The 25,456-nt window shown below is 68.2% G+C and carries 21 protein-coding genes and 1 pseudogene; 16 read left to right on the forward strand and 6 right to left on the reverse strand.

The window, feature by feature from the left end:
* The 5 genes from A5782_RS04805 to lysX form a co-directional block, all read right to left on the reverse strand.
* Positions 1-1,031, reverse strand: a 1,031-nt coding sequence (locus A5782_RS04805) for an Rv1355c family protein (RefSeq protein ID WP_156623800.1), incomplete at its 3' end; no start/stop codon positions are given.
* Between the two features lie 85 nt (positions 1,032-1,116).
* Positions 1,117-1,782 carry a TetR/AcrR family transcriptional regulator gene (locus A5782_RS04810; RefSeq protein WP_067095916.1) on the reverse strand — a complete coding sequence of 222 codons (666 nt, stop codon included), beginning with the start codon at positions 1,780-1,782 and terminating at the stop codon, positions 1,117-1,119.
* 325 nt (positions 1,783-2,107) lie between these two features.
* Complete coding sequence (locus A5782_RS04815; protein WP_067095918.1) at positions 2,108-2,533, reverse strand: DUF6653 family protein; 426 nt, start codon at positions 2,531-2,533, stop codon at positions 2,108-2,110.
* 6 nt (positions 2,534-2,539) lie between these two features.
* Positions 2,540-4,024: an alpha/beta hydrolase family protein gene (locus A5782_RS04820; RefSeq protein ID WP_197694110.1), complete on the reverse strand. Its 1,485-nt coding sequence runs from the start codon at positions 4,022-4,024 to the stop codon at positions 2,540-2,542.
* 76 nt (positions 4,025-4,100) lie between these two features.
* Positions 4,101-7,478 (reverse strand): bifunctional lysylphosphatidylglycerol synthetase/lysine--tRNA ligase LysX, encoded by a 3,378-nt coding sequence (gene lysX, locus A5782_RS04825; RefSeq protein ID WP_369815585.1) that lies wholly within the window; start codon positions 7,476-7,478, stop codon positions 4,101-4,103.
* A gap of 437 nt (positions 7,479-7,915) precedes the next feature.
* On the opposite strand from lysX, the gene infC reads away from it, so the two are divergent.
* The 4 genes from infC to A5782_RS04845 all read left to right on the forward strand — a co-directional run bounded on the left by infC (position 7,916) and on the right by A5782_RS04845 (position 10,078).
* Positions 7,916-8,524 (forward strand): translation initiation factor IF-3, encoded by a 609-nt coding sequence (infC, locus tag A5782_RS04830; protein WP_082942782.1) that lies wholly within the window; start codon positions 7,916-7,918, stop codon positions 8,522-8,524.
* Positions 8,525-8,593: 69 nt separating this feature from the next.
* Positions 8,594-8,788 (forward strand): 50S ribosomal protein L35, encoded by a 195-nt coding sequence (gene rpmI / locus A5782_RS04835; RefSeq protein ID WP_067095926.1) that lies wholly within the window; start codon positions 8,594-8,596, stop codon positions 8,786-8,788.
* Between the two features lie 80 nt (positions 8,789-8,868).
* Positions 8,869-9,264 (forward strand): 50S ribosomal protein L20, encoded by a 396-nt coding sequence (gene rplT, locus A5782_RS04840; protein WP_007776071.1) that lies wholly within the window; start codon positions 8,869-8,871, stop codon positions 9,262-9,264.
* 13 nt (positions 9,265-9,277) lie between these two features.
* On the forward strand, positions 9,278-10,078 hold the full coding sequence (locus A5782_RS04845) for an RNA methyltransferase (protein WP_067095927.1): 801 nt from the start codon (positions 9,278-9,280) through the stop codon (positions 10,076-10,078).
* Here the strand turns inward: A5782_RS04845 and A5782_RS04850 are convergent.
* Entirely contained in the window at positions 10,065-11,144 is a 1,080-nt protein-coding gene (locus tag A5782_RS04850; RefSeq protein ID WP_067096064.1) for an oxygenase MpaB family protein, read from the reverse strand. The two genes, A5782_RS04845 and A5782_RS04850, sit on opposite strands and share 14 nt — an antisense overlap.
* 209 nt (positions 11,145-11,353) lie before the next feature.
* Between A5782_RS04850 and A5782_RS04855 the strand changes: the two genes are divergently transcribed.
* The 12 genes and pseudogenes from A5782_RS04855 to argH all read left to right on the forward strand — a co-directional run bounded on the left by A5782_RS04855 (position 11,354) and on the right by argH (position 25,430).
* The gene (locus A5782_RS04855) at positions 11,354-12,271 is read left to right on the forward strand and encodes an adenylate/guanylate cyclase domain-containing protein (RefSeq protein ID WP_067095929.1); all 918 of its coding nucleotides are present in this window, start codon (positions 11,354-11,356) and stop codon (positions 12,269-12,271) included.
* 9 nt (positions 12,272-12,280) lie between these two features.
* Complete coding sequence (locus tag A5782_RS04860) at positions 12,281-13,111, forward strand: rhomboid-like protein (RefSeq protein WP_067095932.1); 831 nt, start codon at positions 12,281-12,283, stop codon at positions 13,109-13,111.
* A gap of 170 nt (positions 13,112-13,281) precedes the next feature.
* A complete protein-coding gene (gene pheS, locus A5782_RS04865) occupies positions 13,282-14,325 on the forward strand; it encodes a phenylalanine--tRNA ligase subunit alpha (protein WP_067095937.1) in 1,044 nt (347 codons plus the stop codon).
* Positions 14,325-16,820: a phenylalanine--tRNA ligase subunit beta gene (pheT, locus tag A5782_RS04870; protein ID WP_067096067.1), complete on the forward strand. Its 2,496-nt coding sequence runs from the start codon at positions 14,325-14,327 to the stop codon at positions 16,818-16,820. Before pheS ends, pheT begins: the two co-directional genes overlap by 1 nt.
* A 30-nt stretch (positions 16,821-16,850) precedes the next feature.
* Positions 16,851-17,910: pseudogene (gene argC / locus A5782_RS04875) on the forward strand (N-acetyl-gamma-glutamyl-phosphate reductase).
* Positions 17,911-17,962: 52 nt separating this feature from the next.
* A complete protein-coding gene (argJ, locus tag A5782_RS04880; protein WP_067095942.1) occupies positions 17,963-19,177 on the forward strand; it encodes a bifunctional glutamate N-acetyltransferase/amino-acid acetyltransferase ArgJ in 1,215 nt (404 codons plus the stop codon).
* Positions 19,174-20,061, forward strand: a complete 888-nt coding sequence (argB, locus tag A5782_RS04885; protein ID WP_067095945.1) for an acetylglutamate kinase — start codon at positions 19,174-19,176, stop codon at positions 20,059-20,061. The genes argJ and argB overlap by 4 nt, the downstream gene beginning before the upstream one ends.
* 40 nt (positions 20,062-20,101) lie before the next feature.
* Positions 20,102-21,361 carry an acetylornithine transaminase gene (locus tag A5782_RS04890; RefSeq protein ID WP_255360770.1) on the forward strand — a complete coding sequence of 420 codons (1,260 nt, stop codon included), beginning with the start codon at positions 20,102-20,104 and terminating at the stop codon, positions 21,359-21,361.
* Positions 21,354-22,280 (forward strand): ornithine carbamoyltransferase, encoded by a 927-nt coding sequence (argF, locus tag A5782_RS04895; RefSeq protein ID WP_067096073.1) that lies wholly within the window; start codon positions 21,354-21,356, stop codon positions 22,278-22,280. The genes A5782_RS04890 and argF overlap by 8 nt, the downstream gene beginning before the upstream one ends.
* The gene (locus A5782_RS04900; protein WP_064953357.1) at positions 22,277-22,771 is read left to right on the forward strand and encodes an arginine repressor; all 495 of its coding nucleotides are present in this window, start codon (positions 22,277-22,279) and stop codon (positions 22,769-22,771) included. Before argF ends, A5782_RS04900 begins: the two co-directional genes overlap by 4 nt.
* Positions 22,772-22,797: 26 nt before the next feature.
* Entirely contained in the window at positions 22,798-24,015 is a 1,218-nt protein-coding gene (locus A5782_RS04905; protein WP_067095948.1) for an argininosuccinate synthase, read from the forward strand.
* Complete coding sequence (argH, locus tag A5782_RS04910; RefSeq protein WP_067095951.1) at positions 24,012-25,430, forward strand: argininosuccinate lyase; 1,419 nt, start codon at positions 24,012-24,014, stop codon at positions 25,428-25,430. Before A5782_RS04905 ends, argH begins: the two co-directional genes overlap by 4 nt.
* The last annotated feature ends 26 nt before the right edge of the window (positions 25,431-25,456 follow it).

Raw genomic sequence — 25,456 nt, forward strand, 5'->3', positions numbered from 1 at the left:
TCGGGTTCGCTGAGTTGGTCGAGCGCCCAGCCAATATCGATGCGAGTTCGGCCCGAGTGCAGCTCCTCGCCGAGCCCGATTCTGCGCACCCCCTCGGCCAATGCAGACGCGCCCAGAACGACATCGGAGGCCACCTGCGGCCAGGTCGATACCGTGCGGTCGATCTCTAGCAGTGAGGCGGCCGTGCGGGGCGAAAGGCGTTCTGCTTCAAGGTGACGCAGGATATGGGGCACCTTGTCGCGGCTGCTCATGCCGGGTAGGAGCCCGAGGTCCAGGTCGCCGAGTAGACCATGCAGAATCGGGCGCTGAGGTTCTTGATCGAAACGCTCCACATCGACCAGTCCGCGATCACTGGTGGCCATCAACACCGGAATCCGGCGCGCGCGGGCGCCTTCCCGCAGCACCGCCTTCATGTCCAGCGAATCGCATTCTTCGATGACGATGTCGAGCCCGTCCAGAAACGAGTCGACGCTATCGAATGTCAGCCCGGCGTCAAACACCTCGACCGGTAGGTACGGGTCGAGTTCGGCGATCCGGCGTGCCGCCACACAAGCTTTGTTGACACCGAGGTCGAACACGCTGGCAGGCACCCGATTCAGGTTCGACAGCTCGAGGTGATCGAAGTCGGCCAGCCGGAGGCGGCCGCACAATCCCTGGGCGGCCAGGGTGTGCGCGATTACATGACCGACGCTGAGGCCGGCTACGCCGATGCGCAGCGCGCCGAGGCGATCCTGTTCCGCCGGGGTGATGTTGTTGCGGTTGCGGTCCAGGCGTACCGCGCGGTATCCGCGCGGACCCAGGATCACCACAACGGTGCGCCGCCAGGGATAGTAGGCCCATCGCGGGGGCTCGGCGAGGAGCTCACGATCCGGGCTGGGTCGAAGGCTGCCCAGATTGGCCACCTGTGCGTCGAGTCGGTCGATGAACTCCACGCTGGGATCGCCTTGGAGCCGCCGCAACACCGCGTCGTCGTCGGGCGCGTCGGCATCGAGAATCTGCGCGGAGTAAGCGGATACGGCGGCCTCATCCATGGTGCTTCGTGTATAGCACCCGGACGGCAAGCCGGACCGGGTTTGACCCGGTTTCCGTCGCGCAACCTCAGCGTTGTCGGCGATCTCACACGCGGTGACGACTTGATCCCGGGGGTTCCGCTTCATCGAGGAATTGGCCATGCCGTATGAGGTTGGTGACGGCTGCATCCCAGCGTCGCAACTGCGGCTCGGTAAAGAACGACTCTCGCAGGTATAGCTCGATGTAGGGATGCAGAATGATCGCGCCGACACGCAGAATCAACGGGTTCAGCGCCGCCCAATCGGGATCGAGGTCGGGATGGGTCTTGCTTCGTCGGGAGAACTCGTCGCGCTGAGCTGTGCTGATGCCCAAAAGTCCGGTGAAGATGACCGATCCGAATGCGCCGCCCTCGGCGAGCGCGCGCCCGAGGTAGGCCATCAGGTCGGGGCGTTCTGCCATCAATGAGGTCAGGCGGCGGCCGGCCTCGTCGAGCCCGTCGGCGGGTACGTCGGAAAGCGCCGTCGGTTCCAGCGCCTCGCCGACCACCTGCACCACGTACTGATTGACGGCGGCGGTGAGCGCCGCCTTGGTGCGGAAGTGGTGCTGCACCAGCCCGACTGACACCCCGGCGGCCTCGGCGATCGTGCGGAGCGACGTGGCGGCAATGCCGTGCGCGGCAAAGCAGCTCAGGGTGGCGTCGCGAATCCGATCCTTGGCCGTTGGCGCGACCGGCGGAGGCGGTTCGTAGGGGAACATCCGGCTGGATTCCATCGCTCGACAATACTTCCGCACCGTATGTCGATATACAACGATCGACTTACCTTATATACATATTGTTTTGCTGACAGTTCCTCGACCGACGGGGCGGAAGTCGGGGCGCGGCAAGTGAATGCGACTTTCCCGCGGGGCAGTTTTAGCCGATGTCTTTGCGCAGCAATATCAATAGCCAAGCGCCGTGGTCGAGGTCAATTATCCCAGCACTATCGGAACAGGAGGCGAGGACGCCTGGCGGCGGGTCGTCACCTTCTTTGATGCGCACCTCAGGTAGCCGTGCGCGTTCTTTTCGACGAAGGGTGTTCCCACGCAGAAGGTCCCGTTACGTTACGGCCGACTGCCGGTCGAGATACCGAACCATCTGTTGCCAGTACACCAGCGTCAGCGCCATCTGCACCACCAGGGCGATCAGCGCCGGCCGTAGCCGATGCCGGCGCGCGGCGACTACCGCCACCAACGCGGCCGCCGACGTCGCCGCGCTGACCAACATCGCCGCATCGCGTGGCCGGTCGCTGATCCACAGCTCTTCACCCAGCATCGCCCGCGTCGACCATGCGCGGTGATGCGCGGGCTTGCCGAAGACCACGGGATTCACGGCCAACCACAATGCAATCCATACCGCATGGGCCCGTCGCCGCGTCCAGACCGGGACCAGGATAAGCGGCGTGCTGGCCCAACGACTCCATGCGCTGAACGGATGGCAGTGCCGCGCGAAGACTGCACGCCGAACGCGCGCAACGGATGACACCGCGCGCTACCGCTTGGCGGTGTTGGAACGTTCGGCCGGCACGACCACCGGGGTGCCGGCGGCAGGCGCGGAGGCGGTGGGCAACGGTGTCCGCGGGATTCCCGGCGTGCCCAGCTCCCCGGCCAGCCAGGGCAACGAGGTCGCGAACACGCGATCCGCGAATGGCCAATCGTGCCTGCCGGGCTGCGGAACCACCGCGCAGTCGATTCCGTTGGAGCGGCTGAGCGCACACAGAGAGTAGGCGGCCGCGGTCTGATTGCCGGGGTTGGCGGCCGCGTCGCGTGCGGCGAGACGGATGGCGCCGCTGTCGGTGAGCTGGACGTCACGGCGTGGCGCGGGCGGGCCGTCGGACGAGATCGCGAACCAGCCCGCCACGTCGCGGTAGTGGCCGTGCCGGTTGATCACCGTGGTCGGATCGAATGCCGCCCAGGCGTCGGCATTTCCGCCGAACAGCCTGGCGATGGTTTGGGCCTTGTTGCCGGCGTTCGGAAAGAAATCACCGGCCACGTCGACGAACGCGCTGAACAGCTCGGGGTGCATGACGGTCAAATCCACGGCGCAGGTTCCGCCCATGGACCAGCCCGCGACACCCCAGTTGGACCGGTGGGCGCTGACCCCAAAAGTCGAAATCATGAACGGCACAACGTCTTTGGTCAGGTGATCGGCCGCATTGCCCCGAACCCCGTTGACGCATTCGGTGTCGTTGTTGAACGCGCCGCCGGAATCCACAAACACCAGCACCGGAGCCTTGCCGTCGTGCGCGGCCGCGAAGTCGTCGATCGTCTTGACCGCATTGCCCGCTCGCGTCCAGTCCGCCGGCGTGTTGAACTGGCCACCGATCATCATCACCGTCGGCAGCGGTGGAGGAGGAGTGGTCGCGAACCATTCGGGCGGCAGGTAGACCAGCTCACCACGGTGTTTGAAGTGTGATCCGTCCGAGGGGATCGCCACCGGCACGACGGTGCCGTGCGGTGGTCGGGTTCCCTTGGCGGCCATCGCGGTAACGGTGGCCTGATCGGTCTGATCGGGCAGCGGGCCGGACGTCAGCTGGCTCCACGCGGACTGCACGGTGGGGAAGTAGCCAACCCAGAGGTTGAGCACCAGCGCCGCGCTCAGCAAGCACAGGGGCACGGCCAGCACCGCGGCGCCACGCCGCCAGCGGCGCGCGGTACGCCAGCCCAGGACCAGCACCGCCGCCGCCGTGCCCGTCAGCGTGATCCAGAGCCACAGCGCCGCCGGCGCGGGGTCATCGGAGAGCCCGCGGTCCACGATGTACCAGTGCGTCAGGTAGGCCGCGACCCCACCGGCCAGCGCGGCCACCGGCATCCACACGGTGCGCCAGCGGCGCGATCGCCAGCCGACCGCGAGCATCAGCACAACCGCGGCAAGCACCTGGATCGTCGTCGGCACCCAGCCATGCATCAGCGAGGTGTGGCTACTTGCCAGGAACTGCGCGGGAGCGCCGTCCGTCGGGGTTGTCACGTGACCCATTGTGATCCATTGGTAACCGGCCTGGAACAAATTTACCGAATGTTCGCTCTGGGCTCTCTGGACGTTCGGGGCTGCCCTAATGCGGTTTGGCCAGCGGAAATGGCAATGTCTCGCGGATACTGCGGCCCGTTATGAGCATGACGAGCCGATCGACGCCCATTCCCAGCCCGCCGGTGGGCGGCATCGCGTATTCCATCGCCTGCAGGAAGTCCTCATCGAGCTCCATCGCCTCGGGATCCCCGCCGGCAGCTAACAGCGACTGCTCCTGCAGGCGGCGGCGCTGCTCGACCGGATCGGTGAGCTCGCTGTAGGCGGTGGCCAGCTCGACCCCCCAGGCCACCAGGTCCCACCGCTCGGCGACACCCGGTTGGGTGCGGTGCGGCCGCGTCAGCGGCGACACCGACGTCGGGAAGTCGATATAGAACGTCGGCTCCTCGGTCCGGTCCTCGACCAGGTGCTCATACAGTTCCAGCACCACCGCGCCGGCATCCCAGTGCGCCCGATAGGGGATGCGCGCGGCATCGGACAGCTTGCGCAGGGTGGACAACGACGTGGCCGGGTCGACGCGCTCGCCGAGCGCTTCGGATACGGCGTCGTAGACGGTCTTGACCGCCCAGACCCCGGATATGTCGACAGGTTCCAGCCGGCCGTCGGTCCCGCCGGCGCCGTGCCGCATCACGATCTGCTCGCCGTGCGCGGCCTCGGCGGCGTTCTGGATGAGCTCACGGCATCCGTCGATCCACACCTTGTAGTCGGCGTGTGCCTGGTAGGCCTCCAGCAAGGTGAACTCCGGGTTGTGGCTGAAGTCGACACCCTCGTTGCGAAACGCCCGCCCCAATTCGAAGACTCGCTCCACGCCGCCGACGCACAACCGCTTCAGGTAGAGCTCCGGTGCGATGCGCAGGAACAGGTCCAGGTCGTAGGTGTTGATGTGCGTGACGAAGGGGCGGGCGGTGGCTCCGCCGTGGATCTGTTGCAGGATCGGGGTCTCGACCTCGATGAACTCCTTGGCGAACAGCGTCTGCCTGACCGAGCGCAACACGTCGCTGCGCGCCCTGATCAATTCGCGCGACTCGGGATTGACGGCCAGGTCGACGTAGCGGGTCCGCACCCGCGCCTCGGGATCGGTCAGCCCCTTCCACTTATTCGGCAACGGCCGCAGGCACTTCCCGATCATCCGCCAGTCGGCGACGATCAGCGAGCGGGTTCCCTTCTTGGAAAAGCCCATGTGCCCGGACACCTCGACCAGGTCGCCCAGGTCGATGGCCGCGGTGAAGTCGGCGGTCCGTCCCTGGTGCAGCTGCGAATTGTCCAGCAGCACTTGCATTTGACCCGACCAGTCACGCAGGTCGGCGAACAGCACCCCGCCGTAGTCGCGGATCCGCAGGATCCGTCCCGCCACCGTCACGCTTTCCTGATCGTCGGCGTCCAGGGCGCGGACGATCGTGTGGGTGGGCGGGGATCCCACCGGGTAGGCGTCAACACCGTGGTGCTGCAGGGCTTTCAGCTTGGACAGGCGCACCCGGACTTGTTCGGGCAGACGAGACCTGGACTCTTCCTCGTCTGCGGACTGCCCGCGTTCCCGCAGTCCGCTGACGTCCGGCGCGCTGCCGTCGTGATGTAGCAGCCCGGATTCCGCGAGTCGTTGCGGGACCGCGGGATAGTGGCCGGTGTGCGTCTTGCGCCGGCCGAACGGCAACACCAGGAATCCCTCGGCCAGGGCCGAAGCGACGCCGACCCGCGGAATAAGGCGGGCGTCCTCATAACAGGCGTAACGCGGCACCCAATCGGGTTGGTACTTCATGTTGGAGCGGTACAGGGTCTCCAACTGCCACCACCGCGAGAAGAACAGCAACAGCCCCCGCCACAGCCGGGCGACGGGCCCGGCGCCGAGCTGGGCACCCTGTTCGAATGCCGAGCGGAACATCGCGAAGTTCAGTGAAATACGGGTGATGCCAAGGGTTTCGCCGTTGAGCGCCAGCTCGCTGACCATCAGCTCGATGGTGCCGTTGGGGGACTGCGGCGAACGGCGCATCAAGTCCAGGGAAACACCGGTGGTTCCCCACGGAACCAGCGACAGCATCGCCACGACGCTGTCGTCGCGGTCCAGCGCTTCGACCAGCAGGCAGTCGCCGTCGGCGGGGTCGCCGAGCCGGCCCAGCGCCATGGAGAAGCCGCGCTCGGTCTGGGTATCCCGCCAGGCGTCGGCACGGGCGACGGTGTCCGCCATCGCTTCGGCGGTGATATCGCGGTGCCGCCGGATCCGCACGGTCAGTCCCGCCCGGCGGGCCCGGGTCACGGCCTGGCGGACGCCACGCATATCGGGGCCGGAGAGCTTGAAATCGGAGGTACGCAGAATGGCTTCGTCACCGAGCTCGAGCGCGTTCAGACCGCCTTCGCGATAGGCCCGCGCTCCCTGGGTGCTGGCGCCCATCACACCGGGGGCCCAGCCGTAGGTTTGGCACAGACCCAGCCAGGCGTCGACGGCCTGCGGCCACGCCCTGGGATCACCGATCGGGTCACCGCTGGCCAGGCAGACGCCGATTTCGACCCGGTAGGTGATGGCCGCGCGCCCGGTTTGGGCGAAGACCACCGACTTGTCGCGGCGGGTGGCGAAGTAACCCAGGGAGTCGTTCTTGCCGTACAACTCGAGCAGCCCGCGGATGGCGGATTCGTCCTCACCGGTCAGCGCGTTCTCCGCGCGCTGGGATTGGAACAGCACGATCGTCGCCAAGATCAGTGCCAGCGCACCGAACAACCCGAAGATCGCGTTGAGGAAGACGTGCGGCCGGCCGGTGAACAGGTCCGGATCCGCGAGCGCGAATCCGACCACCCGGTTGGCCACGTACGGCAGCCGGTCCTGGCGGGCGAGCGTTCCGGGGAACAACTCCACCAGACCCCAGGACAGCAGGATCCCCACCACGTCCCCGGCCACCAACACCGCGGCCGCCTTGACCAGGGCGCCCTTGCGGACCTTGGCCCAGAACTCGCGGTAGGCCAGCACCAGCAGGACGATCGCGACGATGTGTATGGCGAAGCCGAGGTTCTCGCCGAAGATCTCGGCGGCGGTGTTGTCGCCCGCGGCGATGTCGGCGGCGTTCAGCGCGGCGGCCAGAATCATGTTGGCCAGCAACAGCAGCCAGGCGATGCGCTTACGGGCGGTCAGGGCCGCGGCCAGCAAAGCCAGGACGAACGACCACGCGATGCTGGTGTCCGGGAAGTTGAACAGGTAATCGTTGATGAACTCGCGCGGGACCTTGATCAGGTACCTGATCAGCGGGGACACGCTGCCCAGCAGTGACACGGTGGCGATGACGCCCACGGTCCACCCGGCCGCTGCCGGCACCCAGCGATACCGCGAGTTCGTCCGGCCGCGAGGCCCCAAACGCGGCCCCGAACGAGGACCCGAACCAGGCGTAGCGAGTGTCACAGACCGCGAGGATATGCCCTCAATCCGTGAAAAGCTTGTCGAAGCGCTAAGAGTGGCGGGCACGAGTTTGGACATGTTTTCGGGCCGGGTTGAAGCCGGTTGCAGCGCGGTCGTCCGGCCGAAGTGCTAAAAGCCACCTCAAGGCTGCTAAACTAGCGCCTGCGACCATCCCGGCGAATGCCAGGAACAGTTAAGTGGAGTCCCACTCCCACCGCGAGCCGATGAAATCCCGTTGCGGATCTTCCCAGGTTCAGTGGTCCGGTCACAGGCATCGCGTATGCCTGTTCCGCGAGCAACGCGGGCGGCTCGAGTAGTTTTCCTGCCGTGATCGGTCGGCATTGGGCCCTGCTTGTGCAGGGCTTTTTTGCTAGTGGTGTGGTGTCTCCGCCGCTGCTTCCCGGACCGACCCAGGCAACTGGTTGTGACCGCAGGACATAGAGAAGCCCAACAAGGGAGGCCCCATCAGCACTGAGACCCGCGTCAACGAGCGCATTCGCGTACCTGAAGTCCGATTGATCGGCCCAGGGGGAGAGCAGGTAGGCATAGTGCGCATCGAAGACGCACTGCGCGTCGCTGCGGACGCCGATCTCGACCTTGTCGAAGTTGCCCCGAACGCCAGACCACCGGTCTGCAAGATCATGGACTACGGCAAGTTCAAATACGAAGCGGCGCAAAAGGCGCGCGAATCCCGCCGGAACCAGCAGCAGACCGTCGTCAAAGAACAAAAGCTGCGACCGAAAATCGACGATCACGACTACGAGACCAAAAAGGGCCACGTCATCCGCTTCCTGGAGGCGGGATCGAAGGTGAAGGTCACCATCATGTTCCGCGGACGTGAGCAGTCGCGGCCCGAGCTGGGCTATCGGTTGCTTCAGCGCCTGGGTGCGGACGTCGCCGAATACGGCTTCGTCGAAACGTCCGCCAAGCAGGACGGCCGCAACATGACGATGGTGCTGGCACCGCATCGCGGCGCGAAGACTCGCGCCAAGGCGCGGCATCCGGAAGGGCCCGAGGGCGACGTCGCACCGGATTCCGATGCGGCCGCCGAAGCCGACCCCTCGTCGAACTGACCTAACGGAAACTCCCGAGAGCTCGAGTACTGCACAGAGCGCTCGAGCACTTCACAGAACAGAGGAAACATGCCCAAAGCCAAGACCCACAGCGGGGCGTCAAAGCGGTTCCGACGCACCGGAACCGGCAAGATCGTTCGTCAGCAGGCCAACCGCCGGCATCTGCTCGAACACAAGCCGACGAAACGAACCCGGCGCCTCGACGGCCGGACCGCGGTGTCGGCCAACGACACCAAGCGAGTTAACAGCCTGCTGAACGGCTGACCACCGCGTCGGCCAGACCCGCAGCGCGAGCTGGCACGGCAACCCCACCAACTAATCTTGAACGAGAGTAGGAACATCCAATGGCACGCGTGAAGCGGGCGGTCAACGCCCACAAGAAGAGGCGCAGCATCCTGAAGGCCTCGAAGGGCTATCGCGGCCAGCGATCCCGGCTCTACCGCAAGGCCAAAGAGCAGCAACTTCATTCACTGAACTACGCCTACCGCGACCGTCGTGCGCGCAAGGGCGAGTTCCGCAAACTGTGGATTTCACGGATCAACGCGGCGGCGCGCGCCAACGACATCACCTACAACCGGCTGATCCAGGGCCTCAAGGCCGCCGGGGTGGAAGTGGACCGAAAGAACCTGTCCGACATCGCGATCGCCGACCCGGCCGCCTTCACGGCGCTGGTTGACATCGCGCGGGCGGCACTGCCCGAGGATGTCAATGCTCCCTCCGATTCGGGAGAAGCGGCCTAACCCGCGACGGCAGGTGCTGACCGAACGTTCGGCCAGGGTCGCTGCGGCGGTCAAGTTGCATCGCCACGTCGGCCGCCGGCGGGCAGGCCGATTCCTGGCCGAAGGCCCTAACCTCGTCGAGGCCGCCGCCCGCCGCGGCTTGGTACGCGACGTCTTCGTCACCGAAGTCGCCCAGCAGCGTCATGCGTCGCTGCTGGCGACTTTGGATTGCGCGCAATGCCCGGTCCACCCGGTCACCGAGCGCGCGGCAAAAGCGCTGTCCGACACCGTCACCCCGGCGGGACTGGTCGCCGTGTGCGAAACGCCGGCGACGCAACTTTCCGACGTGCTCACCGGCACGCCTGCGCTGGTCGCAGTCGCCGTCGACATCAGCGAGCCGGGCAACGCGGGCACCCTCATTCGCCTCGCCGACGCCATGGGCGCGGCCGGCGTGATCCTCGGCGGCCACAGCGTCGACCCGTACAACGGCAAGTGCCTGCGCGCGTCGGCCGGCAGCATCTTCTCGGTCCCGGTCGTCGTCGCCCCGGATACCCGCGCCGCGGTCGAAGCAGTGCGTGCCGCGGGACTGCAGGTGCTCGCCACCACCGTGGACGGCGAGACGCGGCTCGACGAGGCCACCGAACTGCTCGGCACGCCGACGGCATGGCTGTTCGGGCCCGAATCACACGGTCTGCCAATCGAAATCGCAACGGCGGCCGACCACCGGATGCGCATCCCGATGGCCGGCGGTGCGGAGAGCCTCAATGTGGCGTCGGCCGCGGCCATCTGTCTGTATCAGAGCGCGCGGGCGCTGAGCCTGCCTACGCGGCCTTAGCCGACCGTTTCGGCCGGCCCCGCCCGGCGCGCAGGCCGGCCAGCGACAGCGTCGTATGCACCAGGGAGCCGGCGCGTTCCATCAGCGCCCGCGCGGGTTGCAGCGCGGGGTCGAACGGCGACTTGGCCGCCGGCGGAAAGTAATGCATCGGCAGCCCGCGGCGGTCGCGCGGTGGCGCCATGAACGGCGGGGCCTCGACCAGCGGCGCGTCGCTGGCCAGCCGTCCCTGCGCTCGGCGGTAGGCGGCCAGCGCGCGCGGATGCAGCCGGATTTCGTCGGGCACCGCCAGGAACGCCAGTTCGACGATCTTGCCGAACAAACGCAACAGCACCTCGTCGCCCGGTGTCCAGTGCAGTCCCGCCTTCTCGCGCACCGCGGGCTCGAAGAGTCCCGCCGCGATCCAGCGCTGGCCGGCGACCAGCGGCTTGAAGATCTGATCCCAGATCGGTGTCGGCATCAACACGAATTTGGGCTTCGGGATGCGCATCTCGAAGATGTCCAGCGTCGCCCGGTTGATCTCCAGGGTGTCGCGGCCGGTGCGCTCCCAGTACTCCTGGAATTCTTCCCACGATTCGGGCACCGGCCGCATGCTCATCCCGTACATCCGGTACCACTGCACGTGCTCGGCGAAGAGTTGCCGCTTCTCAGCCTCGGTCAGGCCGCCGCAGAAGTACTCGGCGACCTTGACGATCAGCATGAAAAACGTGGCGTGTGCCCAGTAGAAGGTCTCCGGGTTGAGGGCGTGGTAACGCCGCCCGGCGGTGTCGGTTCCCTTGATGGTGTGGTGGTAGCTGGTGATCTGCCGGCCGGTCTGCGATGCCCGGTCGCCGTCGTAGACGACCCCCATGATCGGGTAGACCGACCGGGCCACCCGCTGCAGCGGCTCCCGCAGCACGATCGAGTGCTCCTCGACGGCCGCGCCGAGTTCGGGGTACATGTTCTGGATCGCCCCGATCCACACGCCCATCATTCCGGTGCGCAGGTCGCCGAAATACTTCCAGGTCAGGGAGTCGGGTCCGAGCGGATCAGCGGATTCAGTCCCGCAAGCATGCACAGTGCCAGTCATCGCGGCCTCCTGCTCCAATTGCGCTCACGATAACTTTGACAACGCGCGTTGTCTACGATTCGGCGACGTGTCCGCCCGGGTGTTATCGAGCTTCCATACCGGTGTGGCGCCACCGTGATCAGGCGGTTCGATGCGAGATGTGACACATACGGCCGAACTGTCCGGGCCTGTCGTTGCCTGCCTCTGAAGAAAACAAATAACCTGGCCGGGTGGAACTGGCGCGTCGCGATCTGGACTCGGGCGAGCCCGAAGAATCCCAGGCGCAATCCGCGCCGCAGCGCTCTGCCCTGTCGGTGCACAGCGCGACTCAATGGCTGCACAGCCGCAACCGCAGCCCCGGGGCGGTTGCCTTCATCCGGCGTGCGCGCCGACTGTTGCCCGGCGACCCCGAGTTCGGTGATCCGCTGTCCACGGCGGGCGACGGCGGTCCGCGCGCCGCGGCGCGCGCGGCCGACCGGCTGCTGGGGGACCGTGACGCGGTGTCGCGCGAGGTCAGCCTCGGAGTGCTGCAGCTGTGGCAGGCGCTGACCGAAGGGGTTTCGCGCCGGCCGGCCAATCCGGAGGTGACGCTGGTCTTCACCGACCTGGTGGGCTTCTCGACGTGGTCCCTGCAAGCCGGCGACGACGCGGCCCTTGCGCTGCTCCGGCAGGTGGCGCGGGCCCTCGAGCCACCCTTGCTCGATGCCGGCGGGCACATCGTCAAACGGATGGGTGACGGCATCATGGCGGTATTCGGTGATCCGACGGTTGCTGTGCGGGCCGCGCTGGCCGCCAAGCAGGCGCTGAAATCGGTCGAGGTGGACGGCTACACGCCCCGGATGCGGGTCGGGATCCACACCGGGCGACCGCAGCGGCTGGCCGCGGACTGGCTCGGCGTCGATGTGAATATCGCCGCACGAGTTATGGAAAGAGCCACCAAGGGTGGAATCATGGTGTCGAGTTCAACGTTAGATCTCATACCGCAAAGCGAGTTGGACGCGTTGGGCGTCGAGGCCAAACGCACGAGGAAGCCTGTTTTCGGGCCGAAGCCCGCCGGCATCCCCGACGATTTGGCGATATATCGCCTCAAGACTCTTAAGGAGTTGTCAGGCCCTGATGACACAGCCGAAGCAAAACCGCAGCCATAATGGATGCCAATGCTAGGGGGCATCGTGTCCCGGCTCGCCCGGGTCCAATTCACTGTGGGGTATGCGGCACTGCTGCTCGCCATCAGTTGCGCCATCCTGGCCCTCGGCCCGCACGCGCATGACGTCATCGTTCAGCGCGCCAGCACCAACGTGCACAACCTGGCCCACGGCCACCTGGGCACGCTGCTGGGCAGCGCGCTGGTGGTCGACGCCGGTCCGCTCTATTTCTGGCTGCCCTTCCTGACCTGCCTGCTGGCGCTGGCGGAGCTGCATCTGCGCACCATCCGGCTGGTGGTTGCCTTCGTCGTCGGCCACATCGGCGCGACGCTGCTGGTGGCCGCCGCCCTGGCCGCGTCGGTCGAGTTCGGCTGGCTGCCGGGGTCGATCACCCGGGCCAGTGACGTCGGCATGAGCTACGGCGCGCTGGCGGTGCTCGGCGCGATGACGGCGGTGATTCCGTCACGCTGGCGGGCCGCCTGGGTGGGCTGGTGGGTGTCGGCGGGTATCGCTTCGGCGATCATCGGCGGCGACTTCACCGACGCCGGCCACACCGTCGCCGTGATCCTCGGTGTGCTGGTCTCCGCCCGGTTCCGCCAGCCGATCCACTGGACGCCGGCGCGCTACCTGATGCTGGCGGCCTCCTCGGGCTTCGGCTTCCTGATGCTGGCCCACCACTGGGGGACCATGGCCGCGACGCCGGTGTTCGGTGTCATGGGTGCCTTCGTCGCCTACAAGGTGGCGAAGCTCGCCGGCGATCGGGGCCTTGGCGTCGCCACGCCGGAGGGTCCCGCGCTGGGAGACGACACGCTGAGCGGTCCGCAGCCGGCCGTCACCGGCTAACCAACCAGCGGCTGTCGGTGGCCTGCAGCGGCCACCCGCCATCGAAACCGCCCAGCGCCCGGCGGACTCCACGCGTCGAATCACTATGATCAGCACTCGACCCGTGCCGCGCGGAAGCACATCGATGCGGGCAGCCCGAACAGCCTCGTCAGCAAGGAGAGTGTCGCCGCGTGGGTGATCAACCCGTCGACCTGTCGCCGGAAGCCTTGGCCACAGCGGTCAGCGCCGCCCGGGAAGCCTTCACGCGGGCCGGCGATCTCGACACACTGGCGCGCGTCAAGACCGAGCACCTCGGTGACCGCTCACCGCTGGCGCTGGCGCGCCAGGCGCTGGGCGGCGTCGCCAAGGATGAGCGCGCCGATGCCGGTAAGCGGGTCAACGCCGCCCGAACCGAAGCCCAGCAGGGCTACGACGAGCGGCTCGCGGAACTGCGCGCCGAACGCGACGCCGCGGTGCTGGTCGCCGAAGGCATCGACGTCACGCTGCCGTCGACCCGACAGCCGACCGGCGCGCGGCACCCGATCACAATCCTGGCCGAACACATCGCCGACACCTTCATCGCCATGGGCTGGGAACTGGCCGAGGGCCCCGAGGTCGAGACCGAGCAGTTCAACTTCGACGCGCTCAACTTCCCGGCCGACCACCCCGCGCGCAGCGAACAGGACACTTTCTACGTCGCGCCCGACGATTCCCGGCAACTCTTGCGCACCCACACCTCGCCGGTGCAGGTGCGCACCCTGCTCGCCCGCGAGTTGCCCGTCTACATCGTCTCGATCGGCCGCACGTTTCGCACCGACGAACTCGACGCCACCCACACGCCGGTGTTCCATCAGGTCGAGGGTCTGGCGGTGGACCGCGGCCTGACCATGGCACATCTGAGGGGAACGCTGGATGCCTTCGCGCGGGCCGAGTTCGGTCCCGAGGCGCGCACCCGGATCCGGCCGCACTTCTTTCCGTTCACCGAACCCTCCGCCGAGGTCGACGTCTGGTTCGTCGGCAAGAAGGGCGGTGCCGGCTGGGTGGAGTGGGGCGGCTGCGGCATGGTGCATCCAAACGTGTTGCGGGCCGCGGGGATTGACGCGGATGTCTATTCCGGCTTCGCATTCGGCATGGGCCTGGAACGAACGCTGCAGTTCCGCAACGGGATTCCGGACATGCGCGACATGGTCGAGGGCGACGTCCGGTTCTCGCTGCCGTTCGGAGTGGGTGCATGATGCGCGTTCCGTACAGCTGGCTACGTGAGGTCGTGGCAGCCGGTGCTCCGGACTGGGACGTCGCTCCCGCGGAGCTCGAGCAGACGCTGGTGCGCATCGGCCACGAGGTCGAAGAGGTCGCCACCCTCGGCCCGGTCGACGGCCCCCTGGCCGTGGGCCGAGTCACCGATATCGAAGAACTTTCCGGTTTCAAGAAGCCGATCCGGTTCTGCCGCGTCGACGTCGGCGAAGGAAAGGACCGCGAGATCGTCTGCGGTGCAACCAACTTCGCTGTCGGAGATCTGATCGTCGCGGCGCTGCCCGGTAGCACCCTGCCCGGCGACTTCACCATCGCCGCCCGCAAGACCTACGGCCGCAACTCCGACGGAATGATCTGCTCGGCAGCAGAACTCGGCTTGGGCACCGACCATGCCGGGATCCTGGTGCTGCCGCCCGGCACCGCCGATCCCGGAGCCGCCGCCGCCGCGGTGCTGGGGCTCGACGACGTGATCTTCCACCTGGCGATCACACCCGACCGCGGTTACTGCATGTCGCTGCGGGGCTTGGCACGCGAAATCGCCTGCGCCTACGACCTGGACTTCGTCGACCCCGCCGGCAGCCAGGTGGTCAAGCCGCTGCCGGTCGACGGCGAGGCCTGGCCGCTGACCGTGCAACCCGGCACCGGCGTGCGGCGATTCGCGCTGCGCCCGGTCACCGGCATCGATCCCACGGCCGTGTCGCCGTGGTGGCTGCAGCGCCGGCTGTTGCTATCCGGCATCCGCGCGACCTCCCCGGCTGTCGACGTGACGAACTACGTGATGCTCGAGCTCGGTCACCCCATGCACGCCCACGACCGCAACCGCATCACCGGAAGCTTCGACGTGCGATTCGCCACGCCCGGCGAGACGGTGGTGACCCTCGACGACATCGAGCGCAAACTCGAACCGGCCGACGTCCTCATCGTCAATGACACGGCGACCACGGCGATCGGCGGTGTGATGGGCGCGGCGAGCACCGAGGTGCGCGCCGATTCGACCGACGTGCTGCTCGAGGCCGCGGTCTGGGATCCTGCCGCGGTCTCGCGCACCCAGCGCAGACTGCACCTGCCCAGCGAAGCCGCCCGCCGCTACGAGCGGGGAGTGGACCCGGCCATCTCGGTGGCCGCGCTGGACCGCTGTGCCGCGCTGCTCGCCGACATCGCCGGCGGAGTGGTCTCGGAGGGGCTGACCGACTGGCGAGGTGACCCACCACGCGATGACTGGTCGCTGCTGCCGATCGACATCGCGGTCGACCTGCCGGATCGCCTGGCCGGCGTGGGCTATGCGCCGGGCACGACCGCCAAGCGGCTCTCCCAGATCGGCGCTGACGTGGCGGACCGGGGCGACACGTTGACGGTGACGCCACCCAGCTGGCGGCCCGACCTCGTGCAGCCCGCCGACCTCGTCGAGGAGGTGCTGCGCCTGGAGGGGCTGGAGGCCATTCCTTCGGTGCTGCCGGCCGCCCCGGCCGGCCGGGGCCTGTCCGCCGTGCAAAAGCGCCGCCGCGCCATCGGTAGGTCGCTGGCCCAATCCGGTTTCGTCGAGATCCTGCCGACCCCGTTCTTGCCCGCGGGCGTGTTCGATCAGTGGGGTCTGCCGGCCGACGACCCGCGACGCACGACGACCAACGTGCTCAACCCGCTGGAGGCCGACCGTCCGCAGCTGGCCACCACACTCCTGCCCGCATTGCTGGAAGCATTGGTGCGCAACGTCTCTCGCGGCCTGGTCGACATCTCACTGTATGCCCTGGCGCAGGTGGTACAGCCGACCGCGGAAACTCGCGCGGTTCAACTCATTCCGGTGGATCGCCGGCCCACCGACGCCGAGATCGCCGTGCTCGACGCGTCGTTGCCCCGGCAACCCCAGCACGTCGCCGCGGTGCTGACCGGCCTGCGCGAACACCGCGGACCCTGGGGCCCCGGCCGCCGCGCCGAAGCCGCCGACGCGTTCGAGACGGTGCGCATCATCGCCCGCGCCAGCGGGATCGACGTGCGGTTGCGGGCGGCGCAATACCTGCCGTGGCATCCGGGGCGATGCGCCGAAGTGCTTGTCGGGGACACCCGGGTGGGTTACGCGGGCCAGTTGCATCCCGCGGTGATCGAGCGCGCCGGGCTGCCCAAGGGCACCTGCGCCCTCGAACTCGACCTCGACGCGATGCCGATCGTCGCGGCGCTGCCCGCGCCCCGGGTGTCGCCGTTCCCGGCCGTCTTCCAGGACGTCAGCCTGGTGGTACCCGCGCACGTGCCGGCTCAGGCGGTGGCCGACGCCGTTCGCGACGGCGCGGGGGAGCTGCTGGAAGACCTTCAACTGTTCGACGTGTTCACCGGCCCGCAGATCGGCGAGGACCGCAAATCGCTGACCTTCGCGTTGCGGTTCCGCGCATCCGACCGCACGCTCACCGAGGACGACGCCACCGCGGCTCGCGACGCCGCGGTGCGCCGCGCCGCCGAGGCGGTCGGCGCGGAGCTACGCGCCTAGGGGAATGGATTTGCAAAGCACTGCATAACCATGCAGAATCGGCGGAATGGCCGAAGGAATGAAGGTGGCGGTTGCCGGTGCCAGCGGCTACGCGGGCGGTGAAATCCTACGCCTGCTGCTCGGACATCCGGCCTACGCGCACGGGCGCCTGACGATCGGCGCGGTGACCGCCGCCGCCAGCGCCGGCAGCGTGCTCGGTGAGCATCACCCGCACCTGACACCGCTGGCCCAGCGCGTGGTCGAGCCGACCGAGCTCGCCGTGCTCGCCGGTCACGATGTGGTGTTCCTGGCCTTGCCGCACGGTCATTCGGCCGCGCTGGCCGAACAGCTCGGCCCTGACACCCTGATCATCGACTGCGGTGCCGACTTCCGGCTCACCGACGCGGCCGCGTGGGAGCGGTTCTACGGATCCCCGCACGCCGGCAGCTGGCCGTACGGGCTGCCGGAGCTCCCCGGGGCGCGCGAGCGCCTGCGCGGCGCGCGTCGGATCGCGGTTCCGGGCTGCTACCCGACCGCGGCATTACTGGCATTGCTGCCCGCGGTGGCCGAGGACCTCATCGAGCCCGCCGTCACCGTGGTCGCCGTCAGCGGCACATCCGGGGCCGGCCGGGCCGCCAAGACCGACCTGCTGGGCGCGGAGGTCATCGGATCGGCGCGGGCCTACAACATCGCCGGGGCGCACCGGCACACCCCCGAGATCGCCCAGGGCCTGGGGGGTGTTAGCGGCCACGACCTCACCGTATCGTTCACCCCGGTGCTCATCCCGACATCCCGCGGCATCCTGGCGACCTGCACCGCGCGCACCCGGTCGCCGCTGTCGCAACTGCGGGAGGCCTACGAAAAGGCTTACCACGCAGAACCATTCATTTACCTGATGCCGGAGGGGCAACTGCCCCGCACCGGCGCGGTGATCGGCAGCAACGCGGCGCACATCGCCGTCGCGGTGGACGAGGCGGCCAGTACGTTCGTCGCGATCGCCGCGATCGACAACCTGGTCAAGGGAACCGCCGGTGCCGCCGTGCAGTCGATGAACCTGGCACTGGGTTGGCCGGAGACCGAAGGCCTTTCGGTGATCGGGGTGGCGCCATGACGCGCGCCGGCGACGATGATGCCGGCGTAGCCGGGATCGCAGGAGTGGCGCCATGACGAGGACTGCCGCTGAGGCGCGGTTGCTGCGCGAACAGGGTGTCACGGCGCCGGCCGGATTCCGGGCCGCCGGCATCGCGGCCGGTATCAAGGCGTCGGGCAACCGCGATCTGGCGCTGGTCTTCAACGAAGGCCCCGACTACGCGGCGGCCGGGGTGTTCACCCGCAACAAGGTCAAAGCCGCGCCGGTGCTGTGGAGCCAGCAGGTGCTGAGCACCGGCGCATTGCGCGCGGTGATCCTGAACTCCGGCGGCGCCAACGCCTGCACCGGACCGGGCGGGTTCCAGGACACCCACGCCACCGCCGAGGCCGTCGCGGCCGCGCTGTCGGACTGGGGAACCGAGACCGGGGCCGTCGAGGTCGCGGTGTGCTCCACCGGGTTGATCGGTGACCGGTTACCGATGGACCGGGTCCTCGCCGGCGTGCGCACGATCGTGCAGGACATGGCGGGCGGTCTGTCCGGCGGTGACGAGGCGGCTCAGGCGATCATGACCACCGACACCGTGCCCAAACAGGTTGCGCTGCACCATCCGAACAACTGGACGGTCGGCGGGATGGCCAAGGGCGCCGGCATGCTCGCGCCGTCGCTGGCAACGATGCTCTGCGTGCTCACCACCGACGCGGCCGTCGACGCCGCGGCCCTGGACTCCGCACTGCGCCATGCCAGCGCCCGCACCTTCGACCGGCTCGACATCGACGGCGCCTGCTCGACCAACGACACGGTGCTGCTGCTGACGTCGGGGGCCAGCGGAATCGCGCCCAGCCAGGCCGACCTCGACGACGCCGTGCTGCGGGTCTGCGACGACCTCTGCGCTCAGCTGCAAGCCGACGCCGAGGGCGTCACCAAGCGGGTGAACGTCACCGTGCTGGGGGCGGCCTCCGAGGACGACGCCCTGGTGGCCGCCCGGACGATCGCCCGCGACAGCCTGGTCAAGACGGCGGTGTTCGGCTCGGACCCCAACTGGGGCCGGGTGCTCGCCGCCGTCGGGATGGCGCCCATCGCCCTGGACCCCGACCGGATCATTGTGTCGTTCAACGGTTTCACCGTCTTCGCCGATGGGGTTCCGGCGCCGGGTGCGCGTGAGGTGGATCTCTCGGGAGCCGACATCGATATCACGGTCGATCTGCGGCTCGGTGATGGCCGGGCCACCATCCGTACCACCGACCTGTCGCACGGTTACGTCGAAGAGAATTCGGCTTACAGCTCATGAGCCGCGCAACGGAAGGGTTGTCCACCGCGGTCAAGGCGGAGGTGCTCGCCGAAGCCCTGCCGTGGCTCAAGCAGCTGCACGGCAAGATCGTCGTCATCAAGTACGGCGGCAACGCCATGACCGACGACACGCTGCGGCACGCCTTCGCCGCCGACATGGCGTTTCTGCGTAACTGCGGCGTTCATCCCGTCGTCGTGCACGGGGGCGGTCCGCAGATCACCGCGATGCTGCGCCGGCTCAACATCCCCGGCGACTTCAAGGGCGGATTCCGGGTCACCACACCCGAAGTGCTCGACGTGGCGCGGATGGTGTTGTTCGGCCAGGTCGGCCGCGAACTGGTCAACCTGATCAACGCGCACGGGCCGTACGCCGTCGGTATCACCGGCGAGGACGCGCAGCTGTTCACCGCCGTGCGGCGCAGCGTCACCGTGGACGGCGTGGCCACCGACATCGGCCTGGTGGGCGACGTCGAACGGGTCAACACCGCCGCGGTACTGGATCTGATTGCCGCGCGCCGTATTCCGGTGGTGTCGACGCTGGCTCCAGATGCCGAGGGCGTGGTGCACAACATCAACGCCGACACCGCCGCGGCGGCGCTGGCCGAGGCGCTGCGCGCCGAGAAGCTGTTGGTGCTCACCGATGTCGAAGGCCTGTTCACGAGTTGGCCGGATCGCGAGTCGCTGGTCAGCGAAATCGACACTGCCACACTGTCGCAACTACTACCGACGCTGGAGGCGGGCATGATTCCCAAAGTCGAAGCGTGTCTGCGGGCCGTGACCGCGGGCGTGCCCAGCGCGCACGTCATCGACGGGCGCGTCGAACACTGTGTGCTGGTGGAGCTTTTCACCGATGCGGGCACCGGCACCAAGGTGATGAGCGCGTGATGGCGACGATGCAGCGCAGCGATGGGGAGGAGCGGCACCGTTGATTGAGACGCGCACGCAGGACATGAAGACCCGCTGGGAAGCGGTGATGATGAACAACTACGGCACCCCGCCGATGGCCCTGGCCAGCGGCGACGGCGCCGTGGTGACCGACGTGGACGGCAACACCTATCTCGACCTGCTCGGCGGCATCGCGGTCAACGTGCTGGGTCATCGCCATCCCGCGATCATCGAGGCCGTCACCCAGCAGATGTCGACGCTGGGCCACACCTCGAACCTGTATGCCACCGAACCGGGTCTCGCGCTGGCCGAGGAACTCGTCGCGCTGCTGGGCGCCGGTACCGAATCGGGCAGCGCGGCGCGGGTGTTCTTCTGCAACTCCGGGACCGAGGCCAACGAGGTGGCGTTCAAGCTGTCGCGGCTGACTGGGCGCACCAAACTGGTTGCCGCACAAGAGGCTTTCCACGGCCGGACCATGGGCTCGCTGGCGTTGACCGGTCAGCCGAGCAAGCAGGCGCCGTTCGCGCCGCTACCCGGCGACGTCACACACGTGCCCTACGGCGACACCGAAGCACTGGCCGCCGCGGTCGACGACGCCACCGCCGCCGTGTTTTTGGAACCGATCATGGGGGAGAGCGGCGTCGTCGTCCCGCCCGAGGGATACCTCGTCGCCGCACGCGACATCACCGCGCGGCACGGGGCGCTGCTGGTGCTCGACGAGGTGCAGACCGGGATGGGCCGCACCGGAACGTTTTTCGCCCATCAGCACGACGGCATCATCCCGGACGTGGTGACGCTGGCCAAGGGACTCGGCGGCGGCCTGCCCATCGGTGCCTGCCTGGCCATCGGGCCGGCCGCCGACCTGATGACGCCCGGCCTGCACGGCAGCACGTTCGGCGGCAACCCGATCTGCGCCGCGGCGGCGCTCGCGGTCCTGCGGGTGCTGGCCGAGCAGAACCTCGTCCGCCACGCCGAGGTGCTGGGCAAGTCGTTACGTCACGGCATCGAGGCGCTCGACCACCCGCTGATCGACCACGTGCGGGGCCGCGGACTGCTCTGCGGTGTGGCGCTCACCGTGCCGCGGGCCAAGGACGCCGAAGCGGCGGCACGCGGGGCCGGGTTCCTGGTGAATGCGGCCGCACCCGACCTCATCCGGCTGGCGCCGCCGCTGATCATCACCGAAGCCCAGCTCGACGGCTTCGTCGCCGCGCTGCCGGGGATCCTCGATACGGCGGGAGCCACACATGGCCCGCCAGCGACGATGCAGAGCCAAGCGATGAGGAGTGGCGCAGATGGTTAAGCATTTCCTGCGCGACGACGACCTCTCACCCACCGAACAGGCCGAGGTGCTCCAGCTGGCCGCCGAACTGAAGAAGGACCCGCTGGGCGCCCGTCCGCTGGAGGGCCCTCGCGGGGTCGCGGTCCTGTTCGACAAGAACTCCACCCGCACCCGGTTCTCGTTCGAGGTGGGCATCGCCCAACTCGGCGGGCACGCCGTCGTCGTCGACGCCCGCAGCACGCAGCTGGGCCGCGACGAAACCCTGGAGGACACGGCGCGGGTGCTGTCGCGCTATGTCGACGCCATCGTCTGGCGCACGTTCGGGCAGGAGCGCCTCGAGGCGATGGCCGCTACCGCGACGGTGCCGGTGGTCAATGCGCTCTCCGACGAATTCCATCCCTGCCAGGTGCTCGCCGACCTGCAGACCATCGCCGAGCGCAAGGGGTCGCTGGGCGGCTTGCGTATGACCTACTTCGGCGACGGCGCCAACAACATGGCGCACTCGCTGATGCTGGGCGGGGTCACGGCCGGCATCCACGTCACGATCGCCGCCCCCGACGGCTTCGCCCCCGACCCGGCGTTCGTAGCGGCGGCCCGGCGGCGCGCCGAGGACACCGGTGCCTCGGTCACCGTCACCGCCGACGCCGACGCGGCCGCGCGCGGCGCCGACGTCCTGGTCACCGACACCTGGACGTCGATGGGGCAGGAGAACGACGGGCTGGACCGCCTCACACCGTTTCGGCCCTACCAGGTCAACGCCCGCCTGCTGTCCCTGGCCGATCAGGAAGCCATTGTGCTGCATTGCCTTCCGGCTCACCGCGGCGAGGAGATTACCGACGAGGTGATGGACGGGCCGGCCAGCGTGGTCTGGGACGAGGCCGAAAACCGGTTGCACGCCCAAAAGGCGCTGCTGGCGTGGTTGCTGGAGCGGTCGCGATGACTCGCAGCAAGACCACACCCGAAACCACCCGGGCCGGCCGCCAGGCCCGCATCGTGGCGATCCTGTCGTCGGCCGAGGTGCGCAGCCAATCCGAACTGGCGGCGCTGTTGGCCGACGAGGGCATCGACGTCACCCAGGCCACCTTGTCGCGGGACCTGGAAGAACTGGGCGCGGTGAAGCTGCGGGGCGCCGACGGCGGCGTCGGCGTCTACATGGTTCCCGAGGACGGCAACCCGGTGCGCGGGGTATCCGGCGGCACAGCACGGCTGTCCCGGCTGCTGAGCGAACTGCTGGTGTCGGCTGACGCCAGCGCCAACCTCGCGGTGTTGCGCACCCCGCCCGGCGCCGCCGACTATTTGGCCAGCGCGATCGACCGCGCGGCGCTTCCGTACGTCGTCGGCACCATCGCCGGCGACGACACCGTCTTCGTGGCCGCTCGAGAGCCGATGACCGGCGCCGAGCTGGCCACCACTTTGGAAAAACTCACGTAAGCGTTTCAACCTAAGGAGATTGGTTCATGTCAGAACGCGTCATCCTGGCGTATTCCGGCGGTCTGGACACCTCGGTGGCCATCAGCTGGATCGGCAAGGAGACCGGCCGTGAGGTCGTAGCGGTGGCGATCGACCTCGGTCAGGGCGGCGAAGACATGGAGGTCATTCGCCAGCGGGCCCTGGACTGCGGCGCGGTGGAAGCCGTCGTCGTCGATGCCCGCGACGAGTTCGCCGAGGGTTACTGCCTGCCCACGATCCTGTCCAACGCCCTCTATATGGACCGCTACCCGCTGGTGTCGGCGATCAGCCGGCCGCTGATCGTCAAGCACCTGGTGGCGGCGGCCCGCGAGCACGGCGGCAGCATCGTCGCGCACGGCTGCACCGGCAAGGGCAACGACCAGGTCCGGTTCGAGGTCGGATTCGGTTCGCTGGCACCCGATCTCGAGGTGCTGGCGCCGGTCCGCGATTACGCCTGGACGCGGGAGAAGGCGATCGCGTTCGCCGAAGAGAACGCCATCCCGATCAACGTCACCAAGCGCTCGCCGTTCTCCATCGACCAGAACGTATGGGGTCGCGCGGTGGAAACCGGGTTCCTGGAACACCTTTGGAACGCCCCCACCAAGGACGTCTACGCCTACACCGAGGATCCCACGCTGAACTGGAGCACTCCCGACGAGGTGATCGTCGGATTCGAGCGCGGCGTGCCGGTGACGATCGACGGTAAGAAAGTGTCGGTGCTGGGCGCCATCGAGGAACTCAACACCCGCGCCGGCGCCCAGGGCGTCGGCCGGCTCGACGTCGTCGAGGACCGGTTGGTGGGCATCAAGAGCCGCGAGATCTACGAGGCACCCGGCGCCATGGTGCTCATCACCGCGCACACCGAGCTCGAACACGTCACGCTCGAGCGCGAACTGGGCCGGTTCAAGCGGCACACCGACCAGCGTTGGGCCGAGCTGGTTTACGACGGACTGTGGTATTCACCGCTCAAGGACGCGCTGGAGAGCTTCGTCGCCAAGACCCAGGAACACGTAACGGGTGAAGTGCGAATGGTGTTGCACGGCGGCCACATTGCGGTCAACGGCCGTCGCAGCGCCGAATCCCTGTACGACTTCAACCTGGCGACCTACGACGAGGGTGACAGCTTCGACCAGTCGGCCGCAAAGGGTTTCGTCTACGTGCACGGACTGTCGTCCAAGATCGCGTCTCGCCGGGACCAGAATTTAACCGGCCCGGCCCAAGCGTGAGCACTCGCGAGGGTTCGCTGTGGGGCGGGCGATTCGCCGATGGCCCGTCGGATGCGCTGGCCGCACTGAGCAAGTCCACCCACTTCGACTGGGTGCTGGCGCCCTACGACATCGTCGCCTCGCGGGCGCACACCGTGATCCTGTTCCGCGCCGGGCTGCTCAACGAAGAGCAACGCGACGGGCTGCTGGCCGGCTTGGACCAGCTCGCCGAGGACGTCGCCGACGGCAGCTTCTCGCCACTGGTCACCGATGAGGACGTGCACGGGGCGCTGGAACGCGGACTGATCGACCGGGTCGGGCCCGACCTGGGCGGGCGGCTGCGGGCCGGCCGGTCACGCAACGACCAGGTGGCCACCCTGTTCCGGATGTGGCTGCGCGACGCGGTGCGCCGGGTCGCGGCCGGCGCGCTGGACGTCGTCGGCGCGCTGGCCGCCCAGGCCGCCGCCCACCCCCGTGCCATCATGCCAGGCAAGACGCATCTGCAGTCCGCCCAACCGGTGCTGCTGGCCCACCACCTGTTGGCGCACGCCCACCCGCTGCTGCGCGACGTCGACCGGATCGTCGACTTCGACCGGCGCGCCGGGGTGTCCCCGTACGGCTCGGGCGCGCTGGCCGGGTCGTCGCTGGGGCTGGACCCCGACGCGATCGCCGCGGAGCTGGGTTTCACCGCGGCCGCCGACAACTCCATCGACGCGACCGCATCCCGGGATTTCGCGGCGGAGGCCGCGTTCGTGTTCGCCATGATCGGGGTCGACCTGTCCCGGCTGGCCGAGGACATCATCCTGTGGAGCTCGACGGAATTCGGCTACGTCACCCTGCACGACTCGTGGTCGACGGGCAGCTCGATCATGCCGCAGAAAAAGAACCCCGACATCGCCGAGCTGGCGCGCGGCAAGTCCGGCCGGCTGATCGGGAATCTGACCGGTCTGCTGGCCACGCTGAAGGCCCAGCCGCTCGCCTACAACCGTGACCTGCAAGAAGACAAAGAGCCGGTGTTCGATTCGGTCGCCCAGCTGGAGCTGGTGCTGCCGGCGATGGCCGGGCTCGTGGGGAGCCTGACCTTCCACGTCGAGCGGATGGCCGCCCTGGCGCCGGCCGGCTACACGCTGGCCACCGATATCGCCGAATGGCTGGTGCGCCAGGGCGTGCCGTTCCGGTCCGCGCACGAGGCCGCCGGGGCCGCGGTGCGCGCCGCCGAGCAGCGGGCCGTCGGACTCGACGAGCTGACCGACGACGAGTTGGCCGCCATCAGCCCCGACCTCACGCCACAGGTCCGTGAGGTTTTGACGATCGAGGGCTCGGTGTCCTCGCGCGACGCGCGGGGTGGCACCGCGCCGGTTCGGGTCGCCGAGCAGATCGACACCGTCCTGGCCAGCGCCGAACGGCTCAAAAGCCGACTGGGCGGTGGCGGTTGAGATGAGGTTATTTTCCCTGACGGGCC

The sequence above is a fragment of the Mycobacterium sp. 852002-40037_SCH5390672 genome (genome assembly GCF_001665875.1).
Classification (GTDB): Bacteria; Actinomycetota; Actinomycetes; order Mycobacteriales; family Mycobacteriaceae; genus Mycobacterium.